The following is a 14,371-nucleotide window of genomic DNA, read 5'->3' on the forward strand; positions in this document are numbered from 1 at the left end:
TTTGGATTCCATATTTTACATTTACTTCCACGTGTGTGGATTTTAGCTATCAAATCGCTGCACTTTCGTAATTTGGGATAATACTTGGATTTAAGCCCTTCCCAACCATACAAATTATCTTTTTGAATATAATTTGTAAATGTGAATGTTAAAGATGAAAAGCATAAAATTAATACAGTAAGGTAGAATTGCTTCGGATTTGAAAATAATTCTTTCACTAATAATTTTCCATAGCTAGAATGAAAGCCTTTAAAAACGCTTTTATATCGTTCGCTGAAACTTACACGATTTTGCTGGTTCAATAGTTCTTGTACATGTAATGTGCCGGACTCCTTAACATTTTTAAGGAATAAAAATAAGATCATAAAGAATAATCCAATGTATAGTAATATACTCATTCCAACCATTTCAATCATCAGCATAAAGTTAGAAAAATACTCTCTGTATGAGAAATGAATGATTAGTGACTGAATAGAATATACTATAGGAAATGAAAATAAGGCACTTAAAACAAAAATAATAACAGCTTGGTAAATGTATATGCGGTATAAAGCTCGTTGACTTGCACCTACGGATTTCATAATACCCAATTTTTTATGTTGATCTTGGGTAAAATATAAAATGAGACTGTTTATAGAAAATAGTGAAAGAATCACAATTAATAATTGAAATGTAATCGATAAGGTCCTGATCGTATCACATTGATTTAGTCCGTTATTAAATAATCGACTATTAACAGTGCCTTGTTGGTCATAGTGATTAATAAGATCTATTGATTTTTCAAACGAATCTTTTGTGCTTCCGTTATATTTGAACAAAAAACTATTATTTTTCTTATAATTGGTAGTTAACTGTTTAGATATAAATATATTCGGGAAGTCATTGACACCCTTCTCAAAATCCTCGGCTACTGACCATTGTGATGAATAATTTTTTACTATTCCAACAAGGCGTAAGCTTTTCGTGCTGTTTCCAATTTTGATTGTTCTTTTTTCCGCGATTCTCCAATTTTTTAAAGGGCCTTGTAAATACGCAGATTCTATCGCAACCTCATTTGGCTTCTCCGGAAATCTCCCACTTATTAATTTTAAATGTCCCAATAATATTGATTTTTTATCCATCCAGCCCACCGTTGCAAATCTATCACTACTAACTTTAGTTTTACCAATAATTTGATATACTCCTACCGATATCCCCTTATTTCTCTTCAACAATGATTTTTTTGTTTCTGTAATATTTGTTAACACACCGGTATGTTCTCCGTAAGTATTCTGAGCCTTTTGTTTAATTGCTGATCTTACAGATTCAGAAGCAATAAATATAGAAGCTACGGATGATAGAACAATGGCAATTGAACCAGCGATGAGAAATAACCATTTTTTTCGCGATAAAAGAATTTTCATGCTTAAATTAAACATTTTCTTGTATCACCTGCAATCTCCCGTTTTTCATAAGAAACAAAGTGTCTGGAAATTCGAATAAATTCTTTTCGTGAGTAACAACAATCAGTGTTATATTTTTTTTGTTACACAGACTTGTAAATAAATGGATCATTTTTTTGGTTGTTTCTCCATCAAGATTACCGGTGGGCTCATCGGCAAATATAATTTTGGGATCAGTAATAAGTGCCCGAGCAATGGCTACTCTTTGTTGTTCCCCTCCTGATAAAAAGTCAGGAAGCTTATGTAATTGATTTTCAATCCCTAAATATCCAGCTAATTCTTCCACTTTATTTGTTCTTTCATGCCTATTTATAAACATGAGTGGAAGTTCTATATTTTCTTTTACAGTCAATTCCGGAATAAGTTGAAAAGATTGGAATATAAATCCGTATTGTTCCCCTCTAATAGCAGCCTGTTCTGAATCCTTTAGATCATAAAAGGATTTTCCTTTGTAATATACTTTTCCAGATGTGGGTTTCTCCATTCCTCCCAGAATATTTAACAAGGTTGATTTCCCTGCTCCACTTTTCCCTTCAATGACATAAATCTTTCCTTTTTGAATGGTAAGGGATGTTTCTTTCAATTCCATGTTACTGCTCTTTTGATTATATCTTTTACAAATTCGATTAGCTTCTATTAATGCTTCCATAATATTCTCCTTCAATAAAAACGATAATATTTTTGAGCTATGTATTCATATGGTCATTTTAGGTATGGATCTGCATCGTAAGTCATTATTCATAGAAGAGATCTCCTCGCGGCATAGTGGTTGCCATTTTTTGTGAATGGCTGGCAAAATGGGAGAAGTAAAACTACTCTCTGAATTTTGAAGTTTCCAGTATATTGATAATGATGGAACTTTTTAAAAAAGAATCTGTTTAACATAATATTCCAATTATAATGTGAGTTTACTCATACCGACAATATTGATATTAGCATTATATATTCCGACTGAAGCAGGTGCCAAGCGTTCTGGCCATTCTTTTAGTATTGTTGCAAACGTTACCGGGCCAACAAAGGATAAGTTGGATACTGATACAGCTAAAACTACAGTGCCAGCAAAGCTGAACGACCCAAATAGCATTTTCCGCTAGGAGTTGCCGCTGGACAAAAATGCAGCGTGTGCTTCCAAAAGCAAAAAACCGGCAGCTGAATGCCGGTTTTTTGCTTTCGCTCAATGGCAAGTACGAAAATAAATTTTCTTTCCACATAGAATTCTGTTGTTTCTTTCTACCAGATGGATGTAAAATGGACAAGGATATAGGAGATGTGCTTGAATAGGCGGAAGGTGGGAGTAGGACTCGTCAATCGCTTATTTTTTCAAGGGATGTGGACTGTTTGTTTTCTTTCATCAAAATTTTACTATCATGCAGCGGTATGATCGTTTTTTTGCTGGCTGGGTATTATTTATACAGTAAAGAACTTGGTGCCATCCCTTTTTTAATCCTCTCTTTTTTTCTGTTTTATCTTGCATACCGGCTGATGAGGACACCGGGCCGCTTAAAAATCCGGGATAAAAAAAGCCGGAAAAGGCCGCGGGGCTAGCATAAACGTTTGCTTTTTGTATATAATGGTAAATATGTTTTCTATTAAATCATGCAAAGATTAGCATTTGCCTGCCATATAGCAGTTTTGATCAATGAGAAAGGGTGTGCGACGCGTGAGCTTGCGACAGTTGCCGAAAGAAGAACTGAAGGAAATGTCTTTTATCGAGTTGGCGGAACAAATATTGGAGGAAAAGAAACAAGTGACTTCCTTCCAGGACTTGCTTGCGGAAATCGGCGCGGTTTTAGGATTGCCGGAAGAAGAGACCGAAAGAAAAATGATCCAGTTCTATACGGACTTAAACATTGACGGGAGATTTATCAGCCTGGGGGACAACACTTGGGGTCTCCGCGCCTGGTACCCGGTTGACCAGATTGACGAAGAAGTGACCCACACCGTGAAAACAAAAACGAAGCGGAAAAAAGCGAAAGTTGTCGAGGAAGAAGAGGACATTATTGATGATGAGGACCTCGATCTTGAGGATATCGATGATGTCGTCGAAGATGATGATGAGGATTTTGCCGACGAAGACGAGGAAGATGAAGATTTGGCCGAAGACGAAGATTTGGCTGACGATGAGTTTTCTGATATCGATGAAGATGAAGATGATGATGAAACTTTCGAAGACGATGAACTGCTCACGGATGATTTCGACATTACTGAAGACGAAGAAGAGGAAGACGCTAACGACAAAGATTAGTCTTGACTTCTTTCCAGGACAACGGTAGTATTATGTTTGGGCTCCTTTGAAAAGGACGGAATATCGCAAAATAAATCAAGCTCCCCCTTGCAACCCGTATTGCAAGAGGGGCTTTTTGTTTTTTACAGGACTGATTTAAAAAACGATTCATACCAGACCCAAGCCCTTAAAAATGGATGAAGCCGTGTATTGGGGCAACAATAATGTTACATTACAGGAGGGGACAACACGTGACAAAATATATCTTTGTAACAGGCGGGGTCGTTTCCTCGCTGGGAAAAGGGATTACTGCGGCATCGCTCGGGCGGTTGTTAAAAAACCGCGGGTTGAATATTACGATCCAGAAATTTGACCCGTATATTAATGTTGATCCGGGGACGATGAGCCCGTACCAGCACGGGGAAGTGTTTGTAACGGACGACGGCGCGGAAACCGACCTTGACCTCGGCCATTATGAACGTTTTATTGACATTAACTTAACAAAATACAGCAGCGTCACGACCGGTAAAGTTTATTCCGAAGTCATCCGGAAAGAACGACGCGGCGAATATCTCGGCGGCACCGTACAGGTCATCCCGCATATTACCAATGAAATCAAAGAACGTGTCTTTCGTGCTGGAAAAGTAACCAATGCAGATGTCGTCATCACCGAAATCGGCGGGACGGTCGGTGATATTGAATCGCTTCCGTTCCTTGAAGCAATCCGGCAAATCAAAACGGATGTCGGCATTGACAATGTCATGTATATCCATTGTACATTAATTCCTTATTTAAAAGCATCGGGCGAAATGAAGACGAAGCCGACCCAGCATAGTGTAAAAGAATTGCGCGGCCTCGGAATCCAGCCAAATGTCATTGTCGTCCGGACGGAAATGCCGATCTCCCAGGATATGAAGGACAAGATTGCATTGTTCTGCGATATCCAGCCGCGCGAAGTGGTCGAATGCATCGATGCCGATACGTTATATGCCATTCCGCTCATGCTGCAGGAACAAAAACTGGACCAGCTTGTTTGCGACCATTTAAAACTGCAGTGCCCGGAAGCAGATATGGCCGAATGGAGAGGGCTTGTTGACCGGGTGCGCAATCTGAAAAAGACGGTAAAAATTGCGCTTGTCGGCAAATATGTGGCACTCCAGGATGCCTATCTTTCCGTTGCAGAAGCGCTCAAACATGCCGGCTACCAGTTTGATGCAGATATTGATATTGACATGATCAATGCCGAAGAGGTGGACAGGGAAAATGTGGCGGATCTGCTGAAAGATGCGGACGGCATATTAGTGCCGGGCGGTTTCGGCGATCGCGGCATCGAAGGGAAAATTCTTGCCATCCAGTATGCCCGTGAACACAAGATTCCGTTTCTCGGCATCTGCCTTGGTATGCAGCTTGCATCGGTCGAATTTGCCCGCCATGTCCTCGGTTTGAAAGATGCGCACTCCTCGGAGATCAACCCGGATACGCCTTATCCGGTGATTGACCTTTTGCCGGAGCAAAAAGAAATTGAAGACCTCGGCGGTACGCTTCGCCTCGGGCTTTATCCTTGCCGGCTTGTGAAAGGTACGAAAGCGTATGAAGCTTATCAGGATGAAGTCATTTATGAGCGCCACCGCCACCGTTATGAATTTAACAATCAATTCCGTGAACAGATGGAAAATGCCGGGTTCACGTTCTCAGGGACAAGCCCGGACGGCCGGCTCATTGAAATTGTCGAGCTGAAGGACCATCCGTGGTTCGTTGCTTCCCAGTTCCACCCGGAATTTACCTCGCGCCCGACACGCCCGCAGCCTTTGTTTAAAGGGTTTATCGAAGCGTCGATCAAGGGGAAACAATAAACTCGTCCCTTTGGAAGTGCTCCATTTTTCCAAAGGCACCTAAATGAAAAAAGCGGTGAGAGACCATTATGCTTGGTTTCTCACCGCTTTTTTGCATCCCGTTTTTTTTCATACAAAAGCCCGGAATTTTTTTCGGGTTTTTTATAAAAAACCATTGACGGAGAAGTGTATGAACGATATGATACACATATCAGCTGTATGAATGTATTAATACGATCATTTTGACGTTCGTGTATGAAGCCCTTCATACACATGGAGAGATGAAAAAGGATGGGGGCGATTCAGATCATCGCAGAGATTAAATGGAATAACCGCGATCCTGTCTACATCCAGGTTATCCACTATTTTAAAACCCGGATTGCGTCAGGGAGCCTTGAGGCGGGACAGGAAATTCCATCGCGGCGCGAACTTGCAGCCATGTTAAAAATCAATCCGAATACCGCGCAAAGAGCGTATAAAGAAATGGAGGAGCAAGGTTTGATCCACACAGAACGCAATCTTCCGAGCCGGATTACAACAGACCGGGAAGTGCTTGCCCGGGTACGGGAAGAACTGATCCAGTCAGCATTGGCTGATTTTCTGGATGCGATCCGCCCGATGGACATTCCGCTGGAGGAGCTATTGGAGCTGGTAAAAAGGCAATACCGCGGGCAAAAGGGGGGCCGGGCATGATTGAAGTTATGGAAGTTACGAAAAAATACGGGCGAAAAAAAGTGCTTGATTCGCTTTCTTTTACAGCAGAAAAAGGGGAAATTACCTGTTTGATCGGGGTGAACGGGACAGGCAAAACAACCACTTTAAAAGCGATTGCAGGGCTTGTCCCGGTCAGCAAAGGAAAGATTCTGATCGACGGGGAACCGTACAACAAACATATTTACGAGAAGCTGGCATTCATTCCGGATGCGCCCATCATGCTGCCGCGGATGAAAATCAAAGATGCCATTCTTTTTATGCGAGATTATTATCCGGACTGGAATGCATTGCGCGCAAAAGACTTGCTTTATTTTTTCAAACTGAATGAAAATGACCGGATCGGTGACCTTTCGAAAGGAAACATGGCAAAAGTGAATTTGCTGCTTGGGCTATCGCTCGATGTCGATTATGTGCTGATGGATGAACCTTTTTCGGGCATTGATATTTTCAGCCGGGAACAAATTGCAGATGTGTTCGCAAGCGGCCTGGTTGAAAACCGCGGGGTGTTGATTACCACACATGAAATCAACGATATTGAGCATCTATTGGACAAAGTGGTGCTGCTCGGGGACGGGAAGGTTTTAAAAGAATTTTACACGGAAGACATTCGCCAAAGCGAAGGGAAATCCGTTGTCGATATAATGAGGGAGGTATACCGGCAATGAAAAGTTTTGTAAAACTCGTCAACTTCGAAATCAACCGTTTTGCGAAAATCTACTGGTCTTTGGTTGCAATCACCATCCTTTCACAATTTACGGCCGTTTTTTTGACGGTGCATCGTTACATCACTAAAGCAAATGAGATCATGTATCATCAGTCACTGCCAAAGCTGGCATACGTAAAGCATTATGGTTCGATCGGCTTTATCGACTGCTTTGGTTCGATTTGGTTCATGGGGCCGATTGCGCTTTGTGCGGCGGCCATGATGTTTTATATATTCCTGATTTGGTACAGGGACTGGTACGGTAAGCATACGTTTATATACCGGCTTTTGATGCTTCCTGTTGAAAGATGGAATCTCTATTTGGCGAAAGCGGCAAGCATTTTGCTGATGGTGTTTGGATTTGTTGCTGTTCAGATTGTTTTGCTGCCGGTTGAACATTTCTTTTTTAATGCTATTACACCGGGCATTTACAGGATGGATATGACGGTCATAGATGCTGTCTTAAGTTTTCCCTTGTTTAACCTGCTCCTTCCTAGTACAGTGATAGACTTTCTCTTACATTACGGGTTAGGGTTTACAGTGGTCCTTGTGATCTTTACGGCCATCTTATTGGAAAGAAGTTTCCGCATGAAGGGGGTCTTGCTCGGCCTGCTTTTCGGCTTTCTCTCGTTCGTTTTATTTTGGACGCCGGATTTCCTCTTTGATATATTGCTGCCCGGTGTTTTGTACCAATCGGAATTGTTATGGATTGAAGTGGCCATGACTGCCATCATCGCGGGGTATTCCATCCTGCTGGGGGGATACTTGATCAAATACAAAGTAACGGTGTAAGGGAGAGATACGATGAGACGCTATATAAATTTATTGGTGATTGTGGTTGCGGTTGTGGCGGCGATTCCCTTTTTTTACACCGCATTGGCCGCTGACAAGGATCCGGGGCTTATGCTGAAAAAGATAAGCGGAAATGAAAAAGAAATCCGAAATGTTAAAATCACTGCTCTGGATAACCAGGAAAACCATTTGAATCGCATGTTTTCGATTACTTCATCTGGAAGCCGCTATTTAGGAAGGGAATCTTCTTTTTCGCTACTAGATGAAGACCCCGATTGGTACAAGCAGTATGTCAAGCAGTACCCCCGATTTATGAGGGGAAAGACCAATCAAGGCGGCTTTTATGAGGATAGACAAATGATTGCTTATGCGGACATCATTCCGCAGCCGCTTCACCGGTTCGATAAAGAACTGTATGTCGAGGTGCTGGATAAGAAAACAAGAAAAACAGAAACAATGAAGAGGAAGGTGCAGGGTTTTTCAAAACAATCTTTTCCATCGGTTTGGGATGTGCAAAAAACCGGGAATGAGCTGAAAGTAGCGGCAGCCACAGATGGAGATATCCGCGTATATCGTGTCAGCCTGCCGGACAAGAAAATAACCGGAGGCAAATGGATTACACAAAGAGGACAGACGGGGAGAATGGCTCAATATACCCAGCTCGCAGAAACCGACATGAACAAGCCCAACCATATACTGGCATATCAAGAAGAGAAAGTGGACGATGACGGTTCAGTAAAGGAAATGAATACCGTCATTTACAAATATTACACAAATGAAACGAAAAAACTCAAGCCACCGATAAACATTCCGCTGCGAAACCGCGATAATTGGAAATATGTTTACAACGGAAAGACGGTTTATATGGCAACCGGGGGAAAGAAAGGAGGCGCGCGCCTTTTAACCTTTGACGGGAATGGAAAGCTGAAAGCAGACAAGACATTTGCTATCAAGTACCAGAGTACGGGCAACCCCATCCCTGAAATCAAAAACGGCAGGTTGTACTTCCTTATCCCGAACGATTCCCGGGAAAAAGCGTGTCTCCTGTATGTGTTTGACATTTCAAGCGGCAAGCAGCTGTACAGTGGAAAAGTGGTTCAAAAAGGAAAACGAATTAACCCCCGGTATGTGGAAGGGGTTAAGTTGACGATAGAATAAAAGGGGGGCCTTCCCCTTTTATTTTTTTTGCCGCTTTTCCGCCTCCGTCTATGATCATTTAATTTGCCACTTGCATAAGCAGGAAAAAAGGAACAAGAAGTAGAAATAGTTTAACATACATAAAGCAAGTGAGTAATGCCAGGCAAAAATACATACAAATTTTGTTAAAACTGATCAGCTGATGGAGGAGAAAAATGAGAGAGCCGAATATTTTAATTGTTGACGACCAATTTGGCATCCGGGTTTTGCTTACGGAAGTGCTGCAGAAAGAGGGCTATGAAACCTTTCAGGCGGCAAACGGCCCCCAGGCACTTTCCCTGGCTGCAAACCATGAAATCGACCTTGTCTTGCTGGATATGAAAATCCCCGGCATGGACGGCATTGAAATTTTAAAAAAGCTGAAAGAAATGAAACCGGATATCCGGGCCATCATTATGACCGCTTACGGCGAACTGGACTTGATTGAGAAAGCGAAGGAGCTCGGGGCGCTGACCCATTTTGCAAAGCCGTTTGATATTGACGACATCCGCAAGGCAGTGAAAAAATATTTGGCAATGTAAGCGCATGAAGTGAAAAAAGTGCTAAACCGTAAAATTTTGATAATTTTATTTCTTTTTACCGACAAATAAAGTTCATTGGTAAATGCCGGTTTTGTTTGTTATGATTGTTAAGGAATGATCAATAGGCTAGTATGATGTTATGAAGATTGTATATCATAAAAATGATAACCTCGGGCAATCTTTTTAACGCAAATGATAAGGAGGAAAATTCATGCCTTTAGTTTCCATGACTGAAATGCTGAATAAAGCAAAAGAAGGGAAATATGCGGTAGGGCAATTCAACGTCAATAACCTTGAATACGCCCAGGCCATTCTGATGGCTGCAGAAGAAGAAAAATCCCCGGTCATCCTCGGTGTTTCCGAAGGAGCAGGCCGTTACATGAGCGGTTTTAAAACCGTTGTAAAAATGGTTGAAGGATTAATGGAAGACTTGAACGTCACGGTTCCGGTCGCGATCCATCTTGACCACGGTTCAAGCTTTGAAAATGCAAAGAAAGCCATTGATGCAGGCTTTACTTCTGTAATGATCGACGCTTCCCACCATCCGTTTGATGAAAACGTGGAAATTACTTCTAAAGTGGTGGAATATGCGCATGCCCACGGCGTATCTGTGGAAGCAGAACTCGGCACTGTCGGCGGCCAGGAAGACGATGTTGTCGGAAAAGGTATCATTTATGCGGATCCTGAAGAATGCAAAAAACTGGTTGACGCAACCAAAATCGATGCTTTGGCACCGGCTCTTGGTTCGGTTCACGGCCCTTACCACGGCGAACCAAACCTTGGCTTCAAAGAAATGGAAGAAATCAGCAAAATTACCGGCATGCCGCTTGTACTTCACGGCGGGACAGGCATCCCTGAAGCTGATATTAAAAAAGCTATTTCTTTAGGTACTGCGAAAATCAACGTGAATACGGAAAACCAAATTGCTTCCGCGAAAACGGTTCGTGAAGTATTGGCAGCTGATCCGGATGTATACGATCCGCGCAAATACCTCGGGCCTGCACGCGAAACGATTAAACAAACCGTTATCGGCAAAATCCGCGAGTTCGGTTCTAACCAAAAAGCATGATTGTTTTAGATTAGCCGAGAACACACATGCCTTAAGGATGAGTGTTCAAGATAAAAAGGTCTGGCGCTGCCCCGTGCGTGCCGGGCTTTTTTGGTATGGTGTTTTAAAATGCGGGTTTTTTAAGCGCTTTACATTTGTGCCTTTTTTGGGAAACAGGTTCAAACGCCCGAAACAAGAGGGTTTATAGTCGTTTTTTGGATAGGCACCAGTGAAAAAAACGGTTGTTTTTCTGAACTTTCTTTTCGTTCCGTGGTATAGTGGAAATGGATACATAGGAACCATAAAAGGAGATGGAAGCAGAATGAAATTTTTTATTGATACTGCCAATTTCGAGGAAATCAAAACCGCAAATGAATGGGGGATTTTGTCCGGTGTAACGACAAATCCGTCGCTTGTGGCAAAGGAAAATGTTTCATTCCATGACCGGTTAAAAGAAATTACGGCGCTCGTGCCTGGTTCTGTCAGTGCTGAAGTCGTTTCCGAAGATGCGGAAGGTATGGTGAAAGAAGGAAAGGAACTGGCGGCTATTGCTCCGAATATTACAGTCAAAGTGCCGATGACGCCGGAAGGAATGAAAGCCGTTCATCAATTGGCACAGGCAGGCATCCGCACAAATGTTACCTTGGTTTTCAGCAGCAATCAGGCGCTTTTGGCGGCAAGAGCGGGTGCAACGTATGTTTCGCCGTTCCTTGGCAGGCTGGATGATATCGGTCATGACGGCATCCACCTGATTTCCGAGATTGCCGAAATTTTTTCCATCCATCAAATTGATACGGAAATTATCGCAGCTTCGATCCGCCACCCGCAACATATTACACAAGCGGCGCTCGCAGGGGCGCATATCGCAACCGTCCCGTTTAAAGTGCTCACACAGCTGTTCAAGCATCCATTAACGGACAAAGGGATTGAACAATTTACACGCGACTGGAACAGCCGTACAGCAAAATAACGGAAATATTTAAAATTGCTCTTTATTTCTTGCTTTCTCCGGGACAGTTTGATTTTCCGCCTGTTCGGCAATCCTGTTGCTGGGATTCATATTGTTTTTTCGGGGCTTTCGGACTCAGTTTGCGAAACGGCCATTTACAGCCGGAATGTACATCCATACCCGCTAAAGAAGGGAGCTTAATATGGAAAAGCTAAAAATTGCCGGGGGATATCCTTTGAAAGGCACCATTAAAGTGAGCGGCGCAAAAAACAGCGCTGTCGCTTTAATACCTGCTACCATCCTCGCGGAATCTCCTGTAACAATAGAAGGCTTGCCTGAAATTTCCGATGTCCGGACATTGACCGGCCTGCTGGAAGAGATCGGGGCAACGGTTACGTCAGAGGACGGGGAAATTACGGTCGATCCCCGCCATATGATCTCGATGCCGCTGCCCAATGGCAGGGTGAAGAAACTGCGTGCCTCATACTATTTAATGGGCGCGATGCTCGGCAGGTTCAAAAAAGCTGTCATCGGGCTGCCGGGCGGGTGCCATCTCGGACCGCGGCCGATCGACCAGCATATTAAAGGTTTTGAAGCATTGGGCGCAAAAGTGACAAATGAGCAGGGTGCCATCTATTTAAGGGCGGATGAATTGAAAGGTGCCCGTATTTATCTGGACGTTGTCAGTGTCGGGGCAACGATCAATATTATGCTGGCTGCCGTTAAAGCAAAGGGAAGGACAATCATTGAAAACGCTGCAAAAGAGCCGGAAATCATTGACGTAGCCACACTTTTGACAAATATGGGCGCAAAAATTAAAGGCGCCGGAACAGATGTCATCCGGATTGAAGGCGTAGATCATTTGAGCGGCTGCCGGCATACGATTATTCCGGACAGGATCGAAGCCGGTACGTTTATGATCCTGGCGGCGGCCGCGGGTGAAGGAGTACTTGTTGACAATGTCATTCCGCATCATCTCGAGTCGCTGACCGCAAAGCTCAGGGAAATGGGCATACCTGTGGAAACCGGGGATGAACAGATTTTTATCGGGAAAGCAGACAAGCTGAAACCCGTTGATATTAAAACGCTCGTTTATCCGGGGTTTCCGACAGATCTGCAACAACCGTTCACCACGCTTCTGACAAGAGCAGAAGGGACGTCCATCGTAACCGATACAATCTATTCCGCCCGCTTTAAACATATTGACGAGTTGCGGAGAATGAGCGCCAATATTAAAGTGGAAGGACGGTCTGCGATTGTAAACGGTCCGGTCCGGCTTCAAGGGGCAAAGGTGAAAGCGAGTGATTTGCGTGCGGGTGCTGCCCTTGTCATTGCCGGCCTGATGGCAGAAGGCGTGACAGAAGTGACAGGCGTTGAACATATCGACCGCGGATACAGCTGCCTCGTGGAAAAACTAACCGGACTTGGTGCTGCTGTTTGGCGGGAAGGCATGTCCGAAAAGGAGATGGAACACCTGAACCATTCCTAGCGAACAACTGCCGGCTCCCCCATAAATAGAAAAAAACAGAGAAATTATGACACAATAATTTTTTAAATGTGATATACTAATTAAAAATCTATTTATGGGGGTAGTGAAATTGGAAAGAAGTTTGTCAATGGAATTGGTTCGCGTCACGGAAGCTGCAGCACTTGCATCCGCAAGATGGATGGGGCGCGGATTGAAAGATGAAGCGGATGATGCGGCAACGTCCGCGATGCGTGATGTGTTCGACACCATTCCGATGAAAGGCACTGTCGTCATTGGTGAAGGGGAAATGGATGAAGCACCAATGCTGTACATCGGGGAAAAACTCGGGAACGGATACGGCCCCCGCGTTGACATTGCAGTTGACCCGCTGGAAGGAACGAATATTCTTGCATCCGGCGGCTGGAATGCGCTCAGTGTGCTGGCGATAGCAGATCACGGACATTTGCTCCATGCGCCGGATATGTACATGGATAAAATTGCTGTCGGCCCTGAAGCAGTCGGCATGATTGATATTAATGCGCCGATTATCGATAATTTAAAAGCTGTGGCAAAGGCAAAAAATAAAGATATCGAGGATGTGGTGGCAACAGTTCTGAACCGTCCGCGCCATGAAGAAATTATTGCGCAGCTCCGTGCTGCAGGCGCCCGGATCAAACTGATCAATGACGGGGATGTGGCAGCTGCCATTAACACGGCATTCGACCATACCGGTGTAGATATTTTGTTCGGATCGGGCGGCGCGCCGGAAGGGGTTATTTCAGCAGTTGCGCTGAAATGCCTCGGCGGCGAGATCCAGGGACGCCTTCTGCCGCAAAACGACGCGGAGCAAGAACGCTGCCTGAGCATGGGGGTTGACATCAATAAAGTGCTGATGATGGACGACCTTGTGAGCGGGGATGACGCCATTTTTGCTGCGACCGGCGTAACCGACGGGGAACTTTTGCGCGGTGTCCAATTTAAGGGCCAGTACGGATCCACCCATTCTGTCGTCATGCGTGCAAAGTCGGGGACGGTCCGCTTTATTGAAGGGCAGCACAGTCTGAAGAAAAAGCCGAACCTTGTGATCAAAGCGTAAATCTCCGGGGGACCATGCAGCTATAGCGGCGGGGGAAGGGCGGAAGTGCCGCCTTCCCTCCCATTTTCAACAAAGTTTTTTACCTCTTATGCTATTTTTAGTTGATTTCTCTTCTGTTTCAGGGTTAAAATGATTATGATTTTATTTATAAATATTCAATTGTTTGTCTTCTTTTTCTTCCGTACATGGTGCGGCTCCATAGATGCACGTGCTGCAACATTGCCTCTTTGCAGACAGCTCATGTTTTCTATCTATGCGCAAAGCAAAACTGTGGATGTTCATATCTTGCCTTCACATTCCTTTATTTTTAGCCTGTTCTGTTCCATTGGTATACCGGTATAGTTTTAAGCGCCGGGAACAAATGGAAAATTTTGATGTAACGGAA

Annotated in this window: 13 protein-coding genes; 11 read left to right on the forward strand and 2 right to left on the reverse strand. The window is 43.8% G+C overall.

Annotated features, from left to right (window positions below; translation table 11 throughout):
- Nucleotides 1-1,418, reverse strand: a 1,418-nt coding sequence (locus tag NFR98_RS08660) for an FtsX-like permease family protein (protein ID WP_251459969.1), incomplete at its 3' end; no start/stop codon positions are given.
- Entirely contained in the window at nt 1,411-2,091 is a 681-nt protein-coding gene (locus NFR98_RS08665) for an ABC transporter ATP-binding protein (RefSeq protein WP_035183217.1), read from the reverse strand. The genes NFR98_RS08660 and NFR98_RS08665, both read right to left, overlap by 8 nt.
- Before the next feature lie 1,011 nt (nt 2,092-3,102).
- Between NFR98_RS08665 and rpoE the strand changes: the two genes are divergently transcribed.
- The 11 genes from rpoE to glpX all read left to right on the forward strand — a co-directional run bounded on the left by rpoE (nt 3,103) and on the right by glpX (nt 13,986).
- Nucleotides 3,103-3,687 carry a DNA-directed RNA polymerase subunit delta gene (gene rpoE, locus NFR98_RS08670; protein WP_014096735.1) on the forward strand — a complete coding sequence of 195 codons (585 nt, stop codon included), beginning with the start codon at nt 3,103-3,105 and terminating at the stop codon, nt 3,685-3,687.
- A 230-nt stretch (nt 3,688-3,917) separates the two neighbouring features.
- The gene (pyrG, locus tag NFR98_RS08675) at nt 3,918-5,519 is read left to right on the forward strand and encodes a CTP synthase (protein ID WP_014096736.1); all 1,602 of its coding nucleotides are present in this window, start codon (nt 3,918-3,920) and stop codon (nt 5,517-5,519) included.
- 270 nt (nt 5,520-5,789) lie between these two features.
- Nucleotides 5,790-6,191, forward strand: a complete 402-nt coding sequence (locus NFR98_RS08680; protein WP_014096737.1) for a GntR family transcriptional regulator — start codon at nt 5,790-5,792, stop codon at nt 6,189-6,191.
- Nucleotides 6,188-6,877: an ABC transporter ATP-binding protein gene (locus tag NFR98_RS08685; RefSeq protein ID WP_014096738.1), complete on the forward strand. Its 690-nt coding sequence runs from the start codon at nt 6,188-6,190 to the stop codon at nt 6,875-6,877. Before NFR98_RS08680 ends, NFR98_RS08685 begins: the two co-directional genes overlap by 4 nt.
- Nucleotides 6,874-7,707 (forward strand): hypothetical protein, encoded by an 834-nt coding sequence (locus tag NFR98_RS08690; RefSeq protein WP_061577323.1) that lies wholly within the window; start codon nt 6,874-6,876, stop codon nt 7,705-7,707. The genes NFR98_RS08685 and NFR98_RS08690 overlap by 4 nt, the downstream gene beginning before the upstream one ends.
- Nucleotides 7,708-7,719: 12 nt before the next feature.
- Nucleotides 7,720-8,865 (forward strand): hypothetical protein, encoded by a 1,146-nt coding sequence (locus tag NFR98_RS08695; RefSeq protein ID WP_014096740.1) that lies wholly within the window; start codon nt 7,720-7,722, stop codon nt 8,863-8,865.
- 194 nt (nt 8,866-9,059) lie between these two features.
- Nucleotides 9,060-9,425, forward strand: coding sequence for a response regulator (locus NFR98_RS08700; RefSeq protein WP_013860752.1), 366 nt, complete (start codon nt 9,060-9,062; stop codon nt 9,423-9,425).
- Nucleotides 9,426-9,636: 211 nt separating this feature from the next.
- Nucleotides 9,637-10,494 carry a class II fructose-bisphosphate aldolase gene (locus tag NFR98_RS08705; RefSeq protein ID WP_014096741.1) on the forward strand — a complete coding sequence of 286 codons (858 nt, stop codon included), beginning with the start codon at nt 9,637-9,639 and terminating at the stop codon, nt 10,492-10,494.
- A 301-nt stretch (nt 10,495-10,795) separates the two neighbouring features.
- The gene (fsa, locus tag NFR98_RS08710; RefSeq protein WP_014096742.1) at nt 10,796-11,443 is read left to right on the forward strand and encodes a fructose-6-phosphate aldolase; all 648 of its coding nucleotides are present in this window, start codon (nt 10,796-10,798) and stop codon (nt 11,441-11,443) included.
- A gap of 181 nt (nt 11,444-11,624) precedes the next feature.
- Nucleotides 11,625-12,911, forward strand: coding sequence for a UDP-N-acetylglucosamine 1-carboxyvinyltransferase (murA, locus tag NFR98_RS08715; protein ID WP_014096743.1), 1,287 nt, complete (start codon nt 11,625-11,627; stop codon nt 12,909-12,911).
- A 109-nt stretch (nt 12,912-13,020) separates the two neighbouring features.
- A complete protein-coding gene (gene glpX / locus NFR98_RS08720; RefSeq protein WP_014096744.1) occupies nt 13,021-13,986 on the forward strand; it encodes a class II fructose-bisphosphatase in 966 nt (321 codons plus the stop codon).
- Nucleotides 13,987-14,371: the final 385 nt, after the last annotated feature.

The organism is Weizmannia agrestimuris (assembly GCF_943193165.1).
GTDB lineage: Bacteria > Bacillota > Bacilli > Bacillales > Bacillaceae_C > Weizmannia > Weizmannia faecalis.

Coding starts and splice junctions, on each gene's coding strand:
- NFR98_RS08700 (WP_013860752.1), top strand. CDS start 9,060: ATGAGAGAGCCGAATATTTTAATTGTTGACGACCAATTTGGCATCCGG.
- NFR98_RS08680 (WP_014096737.1), top strand. CDS start 5,790: ATGGGGGCGATTCAGATCATCGCAGAGATTAAATGGAATAACCGCGAT.
- NFR98_RS08690 (WP_061577323.1), top strand. CDS start 6,874: ATGAAAAGTTTTGTAAAACTCGTCAACTTCGAAATCAACCGTTTTGCG.
- murA (WP_014096743.1), top strand. CDS start 11,625: ATGGAAAAGCTAAAAATTGCCGGGGGATATCCTTTGAAAGGCACCATT.
- NFR98_RS08705 (WP_014096741.1), top strand. CDS start 9,637: ATGCCTTTAGTTTCCATGACTGAAATGCTGAATAAAGCAAAAGAAGGG.
- NFR98_RS08685 (WP_014096738.1), top strand. CDS start 6,188: ATGATTGAAGTTATGGAAGTTACGAAAAAATACGGGCGAAAAAAAGTG.
- fsa (WP_014096742.1), top strand. CDS start 10,796: ATGAAATTTTTTATTGATACTGCCAATTTCGAGGAAATCAAAACCGCA.
- NFR98_RS08665 (WP_035183217.1), bottom strand. CDS start 2,091: ATGGAAGCATTAATAGAAGCTAATCGAATTTGTAAAAGATATAATCAA.
- NFR98_RS08695 (WP_014096740.1), top strand. CDS start 7,720: ATGAGACGCTATATAAATTTATTGGTGATTGTGGTTGCGGTTGTGGCG.